Here is a 16334-nt window from a genome sequence, read left to right on the forward strand (position 1 = left end):
CCGCAGGAGGGCGCCATGTTTTCTCCGACAACCATAATAAGCGTCCGGCCGATTTATTGCGCGTCGAAGGCCGCCTTTGGCATGATGGACATGGAGGTGTTTTGAAACGGATGATTTTCCGGGTGCCGATGCAGAAAAAGAAGCGTTCGCCGTGATCGACGGGATCAGATATTTCAGGGACGAAAAAGACCCGTTCCAATATGACAGCCCTAGAATAACAAACCTGGTCGATGGCAAAGGCTACAGATTCTCGGAATTGGAGCTGGATGAAGCCGGCGGACAGACGGATGAGGCCGCAGAATTCTGGATGGACGTGAGCCAGAAGATACCCAAAGACATGGTGAAGATATTCCGGTCCGAAGCCAGCGGAGACGGAAAATACCGCATCCTCGCCGAACGCGTGGCGGGAACCTTCGGAAACGTCATGGGCAAAGAAAAAAAGAAGAGCCGGGATGATAAGCTCACAGCCGGCGATGCCATGGATATTCTGAGGTCCGTGGATAAGGTCCACAGACTCGGCCTGTTCGGACTCCACATATCTCCGGACAACATCGTTCTCGGCGAGCATGAATGGACGGCGGACGACCTGAAGGACTGGGGAACCACGATCGCCTCCAGAATCGCCAAGAAGCACAAATGGAAATTCTCGGGATTCGGGCTCCGGAAACCGGACTTTATCATGGATCCCCCTCCCGAAGATATCTCGGACATGTCCGGGAATCCCGAGGCCGAGAAAGCCAAAATGGAGGACCTGAAAGCCGTTTCCCTGGCGGCCTACAGCATGATCACCGGCGAAAAAACGGATCTCAGGACCGTTCCGGACCGGGAGACCTACAAAAACGCCCTGATGAAGACCCAGGCCCTCACATTCTTCGGCAACACCATCCAGCTCAAAGCCGTCTTCGGCAGAGAACTGGTCGGCATATTCGACAGAGCATTCGCCGAAGATCCCAAGGACAGATACCAGACCGGGAAGCAGATGGCCGACGCCATGATCAGGCTGGCCAAAAGAATGAAGCCGGATTTCAATCCTGCAGCCGATACTTCCGCCGCAGCCGGCGCCTCGGCGATAGGATCCGCCGGAGCGGCCACTGCAGCAGGTACAGTTGCGGCGGCCGGCCTGTCGTCATTGTCCGCGCCGAAACTGATAGCCATAATAGCGGCCGTCGCTCTGATCATCGGAGGCGGCATCGCCGCGGTCTTCATGATGAATCAGGGAGACAGCCAGTACACCCTTGCATTCGAAGCCGAAGGGCCCGGGACCGTCAGCTCTGTTTCTGTCTCCGTCCCGTCCGGTTCCGCAATCACCGTCGACGGCATGACCCTGACAGTGAACGGCCAAAAAATACTGGCCAAAACAACCGATCCGGGGCCGGGCGAATACAGCGAATTCAAAGGATGGACCGGCGTCCCGGACAAAGTAATCAAAAACCAGACGGTCCGCGCGGTATTCGAGAAAAAAACCGAGAACTATACCCTGACTTTCGCCGTGAAAGGCCCCGGATCGGTATCGCCGAATTCGGTGACAGTCCCGTACGGCTCCGCGATAACGGAAAAGGGGCAGACGCTGACCGTCAGCGGCACAGAGATACGCGCCGAATCCATCAGACTCAGCTCCGGAGAGCCCAGCAAGTTCCTGCAATGGACCGGAATTCCCGGGACCGTGGCCGGGAACGCGACCATAACGGCCGTCTTCGAAGATGAGCCGGATTATCACACGGTGACCATACTGGCCGACGGCCACGGAAAAGTATCCGCAGGCAGCCTGACCGTGCCTCAGGGGACCGCTCTGCACATCCTCGGCGATGCCCTGTACGTAGGAAACACGAAGATCACCGCGGAGCCCGACGCACCGGCGGGATATACATCCGAATTCGTGCAATGGAAATTCGGTTCCGATACGGTCACAGGAGACACGACGGTCTATGCCGTCTTCAAGACGACAGCCGTGCAGTACACCATAACTTTCGTAGCCGACGGACCCGGGAAAGTTTCCGCAGGCTCGGTTTCCGCGCCCTACGGAACCAAACCTGCCGTCAGCGGGAACGTCATGATGATAGGCGGGAAAACCGTCACGGCGGATCCGGTCAGCTCCGCGGCGCAAACATCCGAATTCAAGGGATGGACGGGCGTGCCCGGAACGATAACCGGAGATACGACCGTACACGCGGTGTTCGAAGCGAAACCCGTGAACTGCACCATAACCTTCGCCGCAGACGGCCCCGGATATGTGACGATGAATTCGGTCGTCGTGCCCAGAGGGTCTGCCATCGCCGCAGACGGCAACCTCCTGACGATAAACGGCAACGTGCAGGTCTATGCCATCATCGGCAACGAAGAAGGCGCCAAGTTCGTAAGATGGGCGGACGTCCCCGGCACCGTGGAAGAAGACATGACACTGACAGCGGTTTTCGGCAAGGTCGTCGTCCTGAATTTCGCTGCGTACGGCCGCGGTTTCGTCGACCGCTACAACGGTGAATTCCTGGTCGGAACCCCGATAACGGTGGATGGGAACAAGCTCATCATCGACGATGTCACGGTCGAAGCCACGGCAGATCCCGGATTAGCGCGCTTCGCCGGCTGGTCGAACGTTCCGCCGGTCGTAACGGAACCGACGACGATATACGCGTACTTCCGCTGATCGACCTGGATCCCGCAAAGGAAAAACTTCTTATCGAAAATCCCGGGCAGAAAGGGACCTGCCCCGGGATTCCCATATTATCTGGCAGCCGAGACCGATGGGATTTTGCGGCCCATCTATGAACAAACCTCGCAGCGCCGCACGCAGAAAGAACTCTGAAAGCGGCATCGCCCTTCAGAGCCGGTTTAATATGAAGTAGACCTACAAACCAGCATGACCGACTTCCTCAGCCAATACAAAAAGAGCCAGAGGACGCGCCACAACCGCTCCCCTCGCGCTCCGAACCCGGGAGAGGTCTGGTGGGTCGAGAACCTTGACGGGATAAAGGACCGCCCTATCCTCGTCGTAGGGACCCGGAACGGCGACGTACTGTTCCGCAGATGCACCTCCCAGAGCGGCGGAGCCAACGCCAGGGACGTCATCGAGGACTACATGGAAGCCGGACTGGATACGGAGACCTATGTGGACAGGGAAGTCCGCTCAATCCCGAGCACCCATCTCGTACGCAGATTGGGTTCACTGTCGCAGTATGACCGCGAGAAATTCCGCATAGGACGAATCCCGTTACGGATATCTACTCCGATTCTTTTCGGACTGCCATGTCTGATCCGTCTCTGCAAGATCTTCTGGACAAGCTCGCCTCCGGCGAAAGGATACCGTACGGCGACCCGATCTTCAGGCTGCTGGACGCCTGCGCCGCCGAAGCCCGGAAAGTGACCGCCGAGATCAACACGGGATACCACGACCAGGCTGAGCTCCGGACGCTTATGGGACGCCTCATAGGGAAAGAGATGCCGGAGAAATTCATGCTGTTCCCGCCCATCTACGCCGATTTCGGCAGGAACATATCTCTGGGGGAGGGAGTCTTCATCAATTCCGGATGCTGCTTCCAGGACTAAGGCGGAGTGCGCATAGGCGACGGCTGCCAGATCGGACACCAAGTCGTATTCGCCACCATAGACCACGACATAGATCCTGCCCACCGCCATGATGTGATGGCGTCAGAGATAGTCCTGGAGAGGAATGTATGGGTGGGATCCCACGCAACCATTCTCAGGGGAGTCACCATCGGGCACGATTCCATAATCGCGGCGGGAGCTGTCGCCACCCGCGACGTCCCTCCCATGACCGTCGTGGCCGGGGTACCGGCAAGACCGGTGAAAAGCATCCGACGGTCCGCCTGACAGAAGATTATCTGGCGCGGACCCTATCCGCAAGCCCGCCGCGAGGGGAGATTTGCGACTCTGATTTCCCGCTGGATGCGGTTTATACAAAATTTTATATAGAACATCATACATACTATTGGGTAGTGAACCAAAGGTTGACAACCAAGAGGTGAAAACATGGAAATCGACGATCTGCTCGCTATGGTCGAGAACCCGACGCGCAGGAGGATCCTGGAGATGCTCGCTGACACCCCCAGCTACGCCCTGCGGCTGTCGAAAGAGCTCGGAATCAGCCAGCAGGCCGTCATGAAGAACCTGGCACTGATGGAGAGGAACGGCATGGTCACCTGCTACCGCGAAAGCAGCAGCATGGGCCCGGACCGCACCGTCTACGCTCCGAACGCCGAATTCACCCTGGTCGTGGACATGCACGGAAGCGTGTTCTCGGTCAGGCTGATGCCGGAGCCGGGGAAACCTATCGGAACCGAGGAGGCAATCGTCAGGCTGGAGGAGATCGGAAAGGAGCTGGAAGAGCTGGAACGCAGGAAGAACGACCTCCTGCGCGAGGCCGGAGCTCTGAGGAAAATGCTTGGGATGACGGCGGGGGCGGAAATCCCCCGGAAAAGAACGGAGGAATGATCGATATGGCAGAAGAGAAAGCGATCAAAGTCGCGGAGCTCAAATCAGGGGAAGCGGGCAGAGGGGTCGCAAGGCTCGATCCCGCGCTGATGGACATCCTCGGAATAAAATTCGGAGACATAATCCAGATAGACGGGAACAAAAAGACCGTCGTGAAGGTGCTCAGAGGTCCGGAGGAGGACGCCAACCTCGGCATAATAAGGATAGACGGATCGACGAGGCGCAACGCCGGCGTATCCATCGACGAGCGCGTCTCCATAAAGAAGGTGACCGCCAAGAACGCCGAGAAAATTACTTTCGCGCCAACCGAACAGCTCAGGCTACAGGGCGGAGAGGATTTCCTCAGGCAGAACTTCGAGGGAAGGGCGATCTCGAAGGGCGATGCGATAACGCTGAACGTCATGGGCAACAGGATAGACCTCGTGGTCACGTCCTTCTCGCCTTCCGGTGAAGCCGTGATAATGTCCAGCACCACCCAGGTGAAGATCTCCGACAAACCCGCGGAGAACAGCGGAGACATCCCGAAGACTTCCTATGACGACATCGGAGGCCTTGGAGACGCGGTCAAAAAGATCAGGGAGATGGTCGAGCTTCCGCTGAGGCATCCCGAGCTCTTCAAGAGGCTGGGCGTCGAGGCTCCTAAAGGAGTGCTCCTGCACGGACCTCCAGGAACCGGGAAGACCATGCTGGCCAAAGCCGTCGCCGGAGAGACGAGCAGCAACTTCATCTACATCGGCGGGCCGGAGATCGTGAGCAAGTTCTACGGGGAATCCGAAGGCAAGCTCAGAGAGATCTTCAAGGAAGCCGAGGAGAACTCGCCCAGCATCATCTTCATCGACGAGATAGACTCGATCGCACCGAAGAGGGACGAGGTGAGCGGCGAAGAGGAGAGGCGCATAGTGGCCCAGCTCCTCGCGCTGATGGACGGGCTGAACGCCAGAGGGAAGGTAGTGGTCATCGGAGCCACCAACAGGCCCAACTCCATAGACGAGGCCCTGAGAAGGCCGGGCAGATTCGACAGGGAGATCGAGATCGGAATCCCCGACAGGGACGGCAGGCTCGAGATCCTCCAGATCCACACCCGCGGAATGCCTCTCGGGAACGACGTGGACCTCGGATGGCTCGCCGACAAGACCCACGGCTACGCCGGAGCGGACATATCGGCGCTGACCAAAGAGGCCGCTATGGCCGCCCTCAGAAGGGTGCTCCCAGACATCGACCTGGAATCCGAGGAGATCTCCGCCGACATGCTGAACAGCATCCTGGTCACCAAAGACGACTTCAAGAACGCCCTGAAGGACATGCAGCCGTCGACCATGAGGGAAGTCCTGATCGAGAAGCCTGACGTCAAGTGGGAGGACATCGGAGCCTTGGAGGAGGCCAAGCAGGAGCTGAAGGAAGCCGTGGAATGGCCCCTGAAATTCGGCAAGGTCTTCGACCACATGAGCGCCAAGCCCCCGAAGGGAATCCTCCTGTACGGCCCGCCAGGAACCGGGAAGACCATGCTGGCGAAAGCCGTCGCCACGGAGTCCGAAGCCAACTTCATCTCCGTGAAGGGCCCGGAGTTCCTGAACAAGTGGGTAGGAGAGTCGGAGAAAGCCGTCAGAGAGACGTTCAGGAAGGCGAGGCAGGCATCCCCCTGCGTCATCTTCATGGACGAGATCGACTCGATCGCGCCGGAAAGAGGAACCGGAGGGGACAGCAACGTCACCGAGAGGGTCATCTCCCAGATGCTGACCGAGATGGACGGCCTCGAAGGCCTCAGCGACGTGGTGGTGATCGCGGCGACCAACAGGCCCGACATCATGGACCCCGCTCTGCTCAGGCCGGGAAGATTCGACAAATCCATCTTCATCGGACCTCCGGACAAGGAATCCAGGAAATCGATCTTCGGCATCCACACCTCCAAGAGGCCGATGGCCGACGATGTGGACCTCGATGTGCTAGCCGGCAAGACCGAAGGCTGCACCGGAGCGGACATCGCCGCCATCTGCAACGAAGCGGTGATGAACGCCGTGAGGCGCCTGGTGTCCTCCGGAGAGATGCCCACCGACGAGCAGATCGCCCAATGCAAGGTGAGCATGGCCGACTTCGAGAAGTCGCTGGACAAATTCGGCCCGAAAGCGGCCGAGAAGCTCAGGGATTACAAATCCTGAGCCCAAACCCCTTCCCAAACCCTTTGGAACGAACATAAGAACAAAAGAAAGCAGAATGGCAAAGAATCCAATCGAAGGTGAGTGAGATGAGCGCGGATGACATCTGGAACGGCTTCTTCGGAAGCTTCGACAGCTTGAACAGAAGGATCGAGGACATGTTCGCCCAGCTGAGCATGGACGGACCCGGCGTCAAGACATATGGGTATACCATGTACCAGGGTCCCGACGGGGTAAGGCACGTGAAGGAGTTCGGAAACAGCGACGGAACCTTCGGCAGACCTCAGCTCGCATCGGTCAGAGAGCCTTTCACGGACGTTTGCGAAGAGAACGGCGAAGTGAAGGTCATAGCCGAGATCCCCGGGATCGAAAAGAAAGACATCGACCTCAGCTGCAACGGCGATTCCTTATCCATAAGGGTGGACAACGGAAGCAAACGCTTCTCCAAGGATGTGGCCCTCCCATGCGAAGCCGACCCTGACTCGGCCAAAGCCGTGTACAACAACGGTCTGCTGGAGGTCACGCTGAAATCTCTGTCCACGAAGCAGAACGGAAAGCACATCGAAGTGATGTGACGGCCCCCGGGGGATTCCCCCGGACCCGTCCATTTTTCGAAAATCATTCCGATTCATTTTGGGAAAATGTTAAAGTCGACTATGGGAAATCCTTAAAGTTGGTTGCGGGAAATCCATATGATTCATTACGCATATGCCGCCGCTTCATGACCGGCCGCAGAATCGCGTGATTCACTTCCGCAACCTTCCTCCGCAGAGTTCAAAGGCCAGCATATGATTCGGATTGATGGGGAAGGCCATGAAACCCGGAGTGATGGTCATCGGCAGTTCGAACTTGGATACGTCAATCTATCTGGACAGATTCGCTTCGCCGGGGGAGACCGTGCATGCGGCAGGGAAGAAAGTCTCCTGCGGAGGCAAAGGAGCTAACCAAGCGGTAGCAGCCGCCAGAGCCGGAGCCGACGTAACGTTCATGACCGCTCTGGGAGACGACCCGGAAGGAAAGATCCTCGAAGAAAGGCTTTCCGAAGAGGGGATGACTCTTTCCATCGTTCGGAAGCAATGCGATACAGGCCAGGCTTTCATAGAGATCGACAGCCGCTCGGAGAACCGCATAGCCGTCATCGGAGGCGCCAACATGGTGATGACACCCGAGGACGTGAAGGATGCGTCCTCCGCCATCTCCGGACGCGGGATCCTCGTGGTGCAGAACGAAATCCCGTCCGAGACAGATCTGGCCGCAATGAAAATCGCATCCGATAACGGGACGATGACCATTTACAACCCAGCCCCCTGCAGGCCCATGGCGGAAGGCATGCTGAGCATGACAGACATCCTGGCGGTGAACGAAACCGAATTCCGGTATTTCGCCGGGACGGACGACCTCGAAAAGGGATCCGCGGCGCTCATCTCAGGCGGAGCGAAGGCCGTCGTTGTGACCCTGGGAAAAGCCGGGTGCTTCTATGCGTACGGAGGGCGCAGCGAAACCGTGCCGGCGCCCGAGACAGACGCGATAGACACTTCCGGCGCGGGCGATACGTTCGTAGGCTATCTCGCCGCATCCCTTTCCAATGGGTCTTCCATAGAGGAATCGGTCCGCCTAGCCACGGCGGCGGCTTCCATGTCGTGCGCCAGGAAGGGGGCGATGGACGGCATACCGACCATCGGCGAAATCCGTTTCTGAATCCGTCCCAATAAAAATATAAAATCCTCTGCGCCATTGGAGAACTTATGGGACGCAACGAACTCATCAACACCACCAGAGCCATACTGGCTAAGGCGGGCTTCGACGTGTCCTCCGCTCTGAGCCTAAGGGGGATATGCTTCGACGTCATCGCCAGGCTCGACGAGAAAATTCTCATAATCAAAGTTCTCAGCAACATCGACGCCTTCTCCAAGGAGAACGCCGAAGAGATGAAGGCCCTGGCCGACGCGCTGGACGCCACGCCCATGGTCACCGGCGAACGTTCGAGCGCCGGCGCTCTGGAGGCCGGCATAGTCTATTCCAGGTTCAACATATCCATAGTGTCCAACGAAACCTTGGCGGATCTTCTCCTCGAAGAGGCCCCTCCTTTCATATTCGCGGCCCCCGGCGGGCTTTACGTCAAGCTGGACAGCGAACTCCTCAAGAAAGCCAGGGAGGAGAGGGGCATCAGCCTCGGGACTCTGGCGGAGACCGCGGGCGTATCCAGACGCACCATCCAGATGTACGAATCCGGGATGGGCGCGATGATAGATGCGGCGCTCCGCATAGAGGAATACATGAATCTGCCGATCATCGAGCCGATAGACCCGTTCGCATTCAAGAGCGAGGAAAGGGAGAAGGAAGAGAGGTCAGTGCGGGACGTCCCCGATCTGTTCGCGCTGAGGCAGCTTTCCAATCTGGGATTCAAAGTGACGCCCGTAGTTAAAAGCCCGTTCGAAGCTGTCACGATAGACAGGAAATCATTCATCCTGACCGGCCTCGGAACCGACGACAGCGGGATAGTCCAGAGGGCGGTGGTGGCTTCGGAGCTCTCGAGGATAATGGACCGCTTCTCCGTGATGATAGTGGAGACCAAACGCGAGCGCGACAGCATCGACGGCACCGCGGTCGTCTCCAACGAAGAACTGAAAAGGATAGACGCCCCGGACGAGCTGACCGATCTGGTAGCGTCAAGAGGAGCGAAGAAATGATATCGATCATGATAGACGGATGCGCCGTCGACATACTCCCGTTCGTCAGCGGCCTCAGATCCGAGGCGGATAAAGTCCGCGAAGCGTTCGGAAAATACGAGGCGTACGGCGTATCCATGGGCATAGAAGGGATACAGGCCGTGGAAAAAAGGGACGAGATCGATGACGACCCGACCGTCAGCGAGCTGGATCTGGTATACGCCGACAAAATGGGCGCTTTCGGAGAGGTTGAGATGCCGTCCCCGGCGGTCTGCGAGCTCGTGGACCTCTGCAGGAAAAACGGGATCAGCGCCATACCTCTCGACATGAACGACGAGGAATTCACCGAGCTCTATTGCGACAAAGTCAAAGCGTACGAATTCGTCAGGGAGCACCGCCTCGCGAAGAAAGGCATGAAGAAAAAGTTCGATGCCTCCACCCCTGAAGAATTCGCCGTCCAATGGGACGCCTACGTCAACGAAGTCAAAGGCTTCAGGGAAGTCTCCGAAGAGAGGGAGAGGCACATCGCCGAAGAGATAACCGACGTTTCGAAATACAGGAAGAGTCTGCTTGTCCTGCTGGAGGTCGAGAGGTGCGGCGGAGTCGCCGCCCTTCTCGGAAAGAGATGAGCTGCCCAAGATGCGGAGAGGCCGCCAGGGAAGGGTGGGCTTTCTGCCCCGATTGCGGCGCGCCGGCAGGCGAATGCGACCTGTGCAGGGAATACGCCAGAAAAGGATACGGGTACTGCGGCAAATGCGGCAGGCCGCTGGCGCAGCGCCCGGAAAGGAGGGGAGACAGCCATGCGCTTTCCAAAGCCGTCTTCGTGGCCGCCCCCGCCATCATAGCCTTGCTGATAATCGAGGGGCTGAGCCTCTATTGGTGGGCCGGCGACGTCTTCTCTTGGATTCCCGGACACGAATTGAAGATGTATCTGCTTCTGCCCCAGATGGTTTCCATAGGGACCCTGGGGAACGGGGCGCTCCAAGCCTATTGGATCTTCCTCATCGCCGCCATTACCGCGTCAGGGATCGTGCTTGCCTATCAGTCGCGGACGATAGTCACCGAAAGGAATGGCCCGGATCTCGTAGGCAAAGTGGAAAGGACGCCGCTCTTCTGGCTTTCCCTCATGTTCAGCGCCTATCTGGCTCTCGTCATAATAGTCGCGGCGATACAGGGCGCCATAGGATACGTCATCACCGCTCCGGACGGCCTTCCGCTGGGCACGGAACCGGAAGCGTTCCTGTCCTACGCCAACGCCGCCGTGTGGGAGGAGATAGCGTCTCGCCTGGTGCCCATAGGCATACCGATGGTGGTGGTCGCCGGGCTCAGCGGCAGGAAGGATTTCCTGAGGTATCTCCTGGGAGGATTCGGCATCACCAAAGTCGGGATCGTCCTGATAATCCTGTCCGCCACAATATTCGGGCTTGCCCATCTGGACAGCTGGGGATGGGCCAAAGTCATCCCGATGATCATCGGCGGCCTGATGATGTCGTATCTTTACGTCAGATTCGGCATCCACGTATCGATCATATTCCATTTCATCACGGATTTCTCGGGGATAGCCCTCGCAGTCGTCGGGGAGCAGATATTCAGCTTCATCTTCATCCTCATCGTGGTCATCGGCTTCATCAGCGTGGCGGCCTTGGCCAAGTATCTGAAGGATGGCATACCCAAGATCGGAAATATGCCGACATGGGTTGCTGAGGATGAGGATCAGACGGACGACAGCAGCCGCTCCAACCTCGGCTGAGATTCGGCGGCGGAATCGAAGCTCTTCGATTCGATCACGAAATTCCCGGAGTATCCGGAGAGCCTGCGGAGCACGCCGAGGAAATCGATGTTCCCATCGCCTATGGTCAGGTGGGAATCGTCGTCTCCCATGTTGTCATGGATGTGCACGTTGGCAATCCTGCCTTTGAAAGCGTCGATCATCGCGTCGATCTGGCCGGCAGTGTTCGCATGGCCTATGTCGAAGCAGACGGAAAGATCCGTGCCTTCTATGAGCTCGGCGAGCTGCGCGGCAGTGCGCCCCAGGAAATAGGGCTTGGAAGGCATGTTCTCTATGGCCATGGTCACGCCGTACTCCTCCGCGGCCCTGCTCAGATATTTCATGGAATCCTTGGCGATCTCGATCGTGTGTCTCTCCAGCCCTGCCACCGAAAGCGAATGGAGCCCTGGATGGACGGTGACCAGCCTGATGTCGAGGTCCGCCGCGATCTCCGCCGTGCGGACTATCTCGTTGATGGAAGCTTCCCTCATGCAATCGGACACCGCAGCCACATTGACGTCGCATATCGGCGCATGAATGGAATACGACATGTCATACGATGGCAGGATGTCCTCCATCTCGTCCGCGTGATACAATACCGAATGGAACGCCTCCGAAAAGATCTCCCAATGATCGAACTCCTCGAAAACCGGTATCAGCCAATCCTCGATCGGGTTGGCGCTGAATTCGGTGCATGATATCCCTATGGTCATATCCTGACCTCCTCGCCGTCGACCGTCATCGGAGCCACCCTGTCTATGAGCGCCTCGATATCGTCGTCCCTGACAGTCACCTCTATCGCGCCTAGGACCGGGTTCCTGTCTGCGAAAGACACTTTCCCGACCGTAGCCACCTGCTTGTTCAGGCTCATGCGGGTTGAACTGCCCTTTCTGTTGGACAGCATGACCCCGCGCACGGCGTCCAGAATCCTCTGCCTGCGGATCGCCTTAGAGAACGTATCGAGGGTAGCGGTGCCGAAGAACCCCTTCTCATCCCTTTCCAGCTCCGCATCTGGGAATATCGATTCCACAGCGGCGCGCACCTTGTCCGGATCCTCGCTGGGATTCACCGGACAGAAAATCTCGGCAACAGCCATGCAGGGCAATCGGCGAATGGATAAATAAGTCTCTGTGCCAGCGGTTTCGATTCAAGATGAGGCGGCCATGAAGAATTTGATCGGCGAAATACAGAACCGCAATTCTCCGGGGCCAGATTCTCATAGCCATAAGCGAGTTGTGAGCGGAATCCGGTGGCGCATGACCGGCCAGCATCTCCGGAGCTTGAAGCCCGTGCTCCCGCCAAAGAAAGAAACTGACAGAATGCCCGGGCCCCGGTGGCGACGGAATGGGAAATATACTTTTATTTGGCAAATAAAATGTATTGCTATGAATCTCCATAAAATAAATCAAACCATGGCATTCAGACGGCACAAATGGGGTTTTGCGCTGTCCGCAGCGCTGGCGGCCGCCGCATTGCTGGCCGTGCTTCCGTTGGCTGCCTCCGAAGACTGCGACGCCGCCTCGTCGGGGACGTGCGGGGACCACCTCAGATGGTACCTCGACGGCAGCGGCAACCTGACCGTCTCGGGGCAGGGGAGCATGAACGATTTCGAATGGAATCGTCCCTGGAGAACGTCCGCCATCATATCCGTGACGATAGGGGAGGGCGTTACATCCATCGGAAGGAGCGCGTTCTACGAATGCAGATCCCTGGCCTCCGTCGCCATCCCCGATTCGGTCGAGTCCATCGGGGAAATTGCGTTCAGAGGCTGCGCATCCCTGTCCAGCGTAGCCATCGGAAGCTCCGTAAGTTCCATCGGCGGCCAGGCGTTCTACGGATGCACATCCCTGGCCTCCGTCGCCATCCCCGATTCGGTCAAGTCCATCGGGGGGTCCGCGTTCGCTGGCTGCACATCCCTGGCCTCCGTCGCCATCCCGGACTCGGTCGAGTCCATCGGGGATTATGCTTTCGAATACTGCACATCCCTGGCCTCCATATCCGTAAGCGCCGACAACGAAACGTACAGCTCAGAGGACGGCGTCCTGTTCGACAGAAACAAAACGGCCCTTATCACATATCCCGCAGGAAAGCGGGATGCCGAGTATGCAGTCCCCGATTCTGTCACCTCCATCGGGGATTATGCTTTCGACTACTGCACATCCCTGGCCTCCGTCGCCATCCCCGATTCGGTCAAGTCCATCGGGCGCTGCGCGTTCAGAGGCTGCAAATCTCTGGCCTCCGTAGACATCGGAAACTCGGTCACGGACATCGGGGACAGCGCGTTCTACGGATGCGCATCCCTGGCCTCCGTCGCCATCCCGGACTCGGTCGAGTCCATTGGGGACAGCACGTTCAGAGGCTGCACATCCCTGGCCTCCGTCACCATCCCCGATTCGGTCACGGACATCGGGCGCTGCGCGTTCTACGGATGCACATCCCTGGCCTCCGTCGCCATCCCGGACTCGGTCGAGTCCATCGGGGACTGGGCGTTCTGGGGTTGCAAATCGCTCTCATCGGTCTCCATCCACGATTCGGTCACGGTTATATCATATGCCGCGTTCGCTCGTTGCACATCCCTGGCCTCCGTCGCCATCCCCGATTCGGTCAAGTCCATCGGGGGGTCCGCGTTCGCTGGCTGCACATCCCTGGCCTCCGTCGCCATCCCCGATACGGTAACTACCGTCGGAGCGGAAGCATTCCTTAATTGTACCTCGCTTTCCAGCGTGCATATCCCTGGCTCCCTGAAAAAGATGGGGCAGGATGCTTTCCGTGGGATCACATTCATGGATGAGAACGGGGCCATTCTCCCCCATACGCCGGAAGGCCTCGGTGGATACACCTACGAAGGCCATGGCGGCGTGCTGATGCGCATGACGGATGCAACAATCGTCTCTGACGGGCTGGTGTTCCAGCCGGACCGGTCCGGCGGCTCGGATGCCGTCCTAGTAGGCTATACCGAGCCGGTGGCGCATCTGGCGGTTCCTGCGGAAGTATCCTACGGGGGCAAGAACTACGCGGTTACCGGCATAGGCCCCAAGGCCTTCTACGGCCTCACCGATCTGGTCTCCGCCGACCTGGAGAGCGTCTCCAAGATAGGGATGAAGGCCTTCGCCCGCTGCGAATCGCTGGAAAACGTAGTCTTCTGCGATTCCCTGAAAGCGATAGGGGCGTATGCCTTCTTCGGATGCGGATCCCTGGCCTCCGCTGAGATCCCCGATTCTGTCACATCAATATCATCCAGCGCATTCTACGGATGCGGATCCCTGGCCTCCGTCACCATCCCCGATTCGGTCAGGTCCATCGGAACCAACGCATTCTACGGCTGCACATCCCTGTCATCCGTAGACATCGGGAACTCGGTCGAGTCCATCGGAGATTATGCGTTCTCCGGCTGCACATCCCTCTCCTCCGTCACCATCCCCGATTCGGTCAAGTCCATTGGGGACAGCACGTTCTGGGGTTGCACATCCCTCTCCTCCGTCACCATCCCCGATTCTGTCACGGACATCGGGGAAAGCGCGTTCAGAGGCTGCACATCCCTGGCCTCCGTCACCATCCCCGATTCGGTCAAATCAATATCGTCCAGCGCATTCTACGGCTGCACATCCCTGGCCTCCGTCACCATCCCTGACTCGGTCACATCAATATCGTCCAGCGCATTCTACGGATGCACATCCCTGGCCTCCGTCACAATCCCCGATTCGGTCAAATCAATATCGTGGAGCGCATTCTACGGCTGCACATCCCTGGCCTCCGTCACCATCCCTAACTCGGTAACGTCCATCGGGGAGTCCGCGTTCTACGGCTGCACATCCCTGGCCTCCGTCACAATCCCCGATTCGGTCAAATCAATATCGTGGTGCGCGTTCCACGGATGCACATCCCTGGCCTCCGTTTCCATCCCCGATTCTGTGACTTTCATCGATTATTCTGCGTTCTCCGGCTGCACATCCATTGCATCCATAAACATCCCGGACTCCGTGAGCGCGATAGGGCGCGACGCATTCTACGGGATCAGGTTCCTGGACGAGGGCGGGAAAAATCTCCCCCATACGCCGGAGAGTCTCAGAGGGTATGACTACGAAGGCAGCGGCGGCGTACTGATGCGCATGACGGATGCAACATTCATCTCTGACGGACTTGTGTTCAAGGCGGACCAGTTCATCGAATCGAATGTGATCCTTGTCAGCTACACCAAGCCGATCACGCATCTGAAAGTTCCTGCGGAAGTATCCTACGGGGACAAGAACTACACAATCTCCGGCATAGGCCCCAAAGCTTTCTACGGCCTCGCCGATCTGGTATCCGCCGATCTGGGAGGCATATCCGAAATAGGGATGAAGGCGTTCGCCCGCTGCGGGTCGCTGGAAAGCGTCAGCTTCGGAGATTCCCTCGGAGAGATAGGAGCGTACGCTTTCTTCGGATGCTCCTCGCTCGCTTCCGCAGAGATCCCCGATTCGGTTATGAGCATCGGGCGCAGCGCGTTCAGCGGCTGCACTGCGCTGACCAGCGTAGCCATTCCGGACTCCGTGTCCTCCATCGGGGAGAACGCGTTCTACGGGATCAGGTTCCTAGACGAGAGAGGAAACGTCCTCGACTGCACGGCGGCCGGCCTGAGCGGATATGCGTACGAGGGGAGCTGCTGCGTGCTCCAGCGCGTGGCGGACGGCTTCACGTTCGTCTCCGGCGGTCTGGTATACAAGGTGGACTGGTCCGGCGATGCAGACGCGACTCTTGTCGGATTCTCCGAGCCGATGGCGAATCTTGCGGTCCCGGCCTCGGTGTCCTACGGCGGGAAGGATTATCCTGTCACTGAGATAGGCCCCAAGGCCTTCTACGGCCTCGCAGAGCTGGTATCAGCCGACCTGGGAAGTATAACAGAAATAGGCATGAAGGCGTTCGCCCGCTGTTCTTCGCTGGAAACTGTCGACTTCGGGGATTCCCTGAGGTCGGTGGGAGGGTATGCGTTCTACGCGTGCGATTCCCTGGCTTCCGTCGCCATCCCAGATTCCACGGTGTCCATCGGAAGGTACGCGTTCTGTCTGTGCACATCTCTGTCTAGCGTAGCCATCGGAAGCTCCGTAAGTTCCATCGGCTATCAGGCGTTCTTCGACATCGCATTCTGCGATGAAAGCGGAAAGAGACTGCCGGCGACCGCAGAGGCCCTCGCTGGCTATCTTTATGTGGGTGCAGGGGACGGGAGGATGTACCGCTCCACCGCCTGACGGGCGGATCCATACCTATCAAAACGCTGGTGCAGGCCCTTTACAAGGTCTGAACCAGCGCCTTTACCGGGTG

14 protein-coding genes are annotated in these 16334 nt (G+C 58.2%); 12 read left to right on the forward strand and 2 right to left on the reverse strand.

Annotated elements, in window-relative coordinates; all coding sequences use genetic code 11:
• Window positions 1–151 precede the first annotated feature (151 nt).
• The 11 genes from IKP20_05550 (at window position 152) to IKP20_05600 (ending at window position 11018) form a co-directional block, all read left to right on the forward strand.
• Window positions 152–2641: a hypothetical protein gene (locus tag IKP20_05550; GenBank protein MBR4504417.1), complete on the forward strand. Its 2490-nt coding sequence runs from the start codon at window positions 152–154 to the stop codon at window positions 2639–2641.
• Between the two features lie 213 nt (window positions 2642–2854).
• Window positions 2855–3358 carry a hypothetical protein gene (locus tag IKP20_05555; protein ID MBR4504418.1) on the forward strand — a complete coding sequence of 168 codons (504 nt, stop codon included), beginning with the start codon at window positions 2855–2857 and terminating at the stop codon, window positions 3356–3358.
• Window positions 3355–3540: a hypothetical protein gene (locus IKP20_05560; protein ID MBR4504419.1), complete on the forward strand. Its 186-nt coding sequence runs from the start codon at window positions 3355–3357 to the stop codon at window positions 3538–3540. Before IKP20_05555 ends, IKP20_05560 begins: the two co-directional genes overlap by 4 nt.
• A 6-nt stretch (window positions 3541–3546) precedes the next feature.
• Window positions 3547–3825, forward strand: a complete 279-nt coding sequence (locus IKP20_05565) for a hypothetical protein (GenBank protein ID MBR4504420.1) — start codon at window positions 3547–3549, stop codon at window positions 3823–3825.
• A gap of 159 nt (window positions 3826–3984) precedes the next feature.
• Entirely contained in the window at window positions 3985–4446 is a 462-nt protein-coding gene (locus IKP20_05570) for a helix-turn-helix domain-containing protein (protein MBR4504421.1), read from the forward strand.
• A 5-nt stretch (window positions 4447–4451) separates the two neighbouring features.
• Complete coding sequence (locus tag IKP20_05575) at window positions 4452–6602, forward strand: CDC48 family AAA ATPase (protein MBR4504422.1); 2151 nt, start codon at window positions 4452–4454, stop codon at window positions 6600–6602.
• An 86-nt stretch (window positions 6603–6688) separates the two neighbouring features.
• Window positions 6689–7174, forward strand: a complete 486-nt coding sequence (locus IKP20_05580) for an Hsp20/alpha crystallin family protein (protein ID MBR4504423.1) — start codon at window positions 6689–6691, stop codon at window positions 7172–7174.
• A 226-nt stretch (window positions 7175–7400) separates the two neighbouring features.
• Entirely contained in the window at window positions 7401–8297 is an 897-nt protein-coding gene (locus IKP20_05585; protein MBR4504424.1) for a ribokinase, read from the forward strand.
• Between the two features lie 47 nt (window positions 8298–8344).
• Window positions 8345–9289, forward strand: coding sequence for a transcriptional regulator (locus IKP20_05590; protein MBR4504425.1), 945 nt, complete (start codon window positions 8345–8347; stop codon window positions 9287–9289).
• Window positions 9286–9897 (forward strand): hypothetical protein, encoded by a 612-nt coding sequence (locus IKP20_05595; protein ID MBR4504426.1) that lies wholly within the window; start codon window positions 9286–9288, stop codon window positions 9895–9897. Before IKP20_05590 ends, IKP20_05595 begins: the two co-directional genes overlap by 4 nt.
• Window positions 9894–11018: a CPBP family intramembrane metalloprotease gene (locus IKP20_05600; GenBank protein MBR4504427.1), complete on the forward strand. Its 1125-nt coding sequence runs from the start codon at window positions 9894–9896 to the stop codon at window positions 11016–11018. Before IKP20_05595 ends, IKP20_05600 begins: the two co-directional genes overlap by 4 nt.
• On the opposite strand, the gene IKP20_05605 is transcribed toward IKP20_05600, so the two are convergent.
• A complete protein-coding gene (locus tag IKP20_05605) occupies window positions 10982–11749 on the reverse strand; it encodes a sugar phosphate isomerase/epimerase (protein ID MBR4504428.1) in 768 nt (255 codons plus the stop codon). The two genes, IKP20_05600 and IKP20_05605, sit on opposite strands and share 37 nt — an antisense overlap.
• Complete coding sequence (locus tag IKP20_05610) at window positions 11746–12132, reverse strand: hypothetical protein (GenBank protein ID MBR4504429.1); 387 nt, start codon at window positions 12130–12132, stop codon at window positions 11746–11748. The genes IKP20_05605 and IKP20_05610 overlap by 4 nt, the downstream gene beginning before the upstream one ends.
• A 316-nt stretch (window positions 12133–12448) precedes the next feature.
• Here IKP20_05610 and IKP20_05615 point away from each other — a divergent pair, with 316 nt between their 5' ends.
• Window positions 12449–16261: a leucine-rich repeat domain-containing protein gene (locus tag IKP20_05615; GenBank protein MBR4504430.1), complete on the forward strand. Its 3813-nt coding sequence runs from the start codon at window positions 12449–12451 to the stop codon at window positions 16259–16261.
• The last annotated feature ends 73 nt before the right edge of the window (window positions 16262–16334 follow it).

This window comes from Candidatus Methanomethylophilaceae archaeon, from assembly GCA_017524805.1.
GTDB lineage: Archaea > Thermoplasmatota > Thermoplasmata > Methanomassiliicoccales > Methanomethylophilaceae > Methanoprimaticola.

What these genes read in the sequence shown, in the direction of transcription:
- IKP20_05555 (MBR4504418.1), top strand. Translation starts at nt 2,855, where the DNA reads ATGACCGACTTCCTCAGCCAATACAAAAAGAGCCAGAGGACGCGCCAC.
- IKP20_05570 (MBR4504421.1), top strand. Translation starts at nt 3,985, where the DNA reads ATGGAAATCGACGATCTGCTCGCTATGGTCGAGAACCCGACGCGCAGG.
- IKP20_05575 (MBR4504422.1), top strand. Translation starts at nt 4,452, where the DNA reads ATGGCAGAAGAGAAAGCGATCAAAGTCGCGGAGCTCAAATCAGGGGAA.
- IKP20_05580 (MBR4504423.1), top strand. Translation starts at nt 6,689, where the DNA reads ATGAGCGCGGATGACATCTGGAACGGCTTCTTCGGAAGCTTCGACAGC.
- IKP20_05585 (MBR4504424.1), top strand. Translation starts at nt 7,401, where the DNA reads ATGGGGAAGGCCATGAAACCCGGAGTGATGGTCATCGGCAGTTCGAAC.
- IKP20_05590 (MBR4504425.1), top strand. Translation starts at nt 8,345, where the DNA reads ATGGGACGCAACGAACTCATCAACACCACCAGAGCCATACTGGCTAAG.
- IKP20_05595 (MBR4504426.1), top strand. Translation starts at nt 9,286, where the DNA reads ATGATATCGATCATGATAGACGGATGCGCCGTCGACATACTCCCGTTC.
- IKP20_05600 (MBR4504427.1), top strand. Translation starts at nt 9,894, where the DNA reads ATGAGCTGCCCAAGATGCGGAGAGGCCGCCAGGGAAGGGTGGGCTTTC.
- IKP20_05605 (MBR4504428.1), bottom strand. Translation starts at nt 11,749, where the DNA reads ATGACCATAGGGATATCATGCACCGAATTCAGCGCCAACCCGATCGAG.
- IKP20_05610 (MBR4504429.1), bottom strand. Translation starts at nt 12,132, where the DNA reads ATGGCTGTTGCCGAGATTTTCTGTCCGGTGAATCCCAGCGAGGATCCG.
- IKP20_05615 (MBR4504430.1), top strand. Translation starts at nt 12,449, where the DNA reads ATGGCATTCAGACGGCACAAATGGGGTTTTGCGCTGTCCGCAGCGCTG.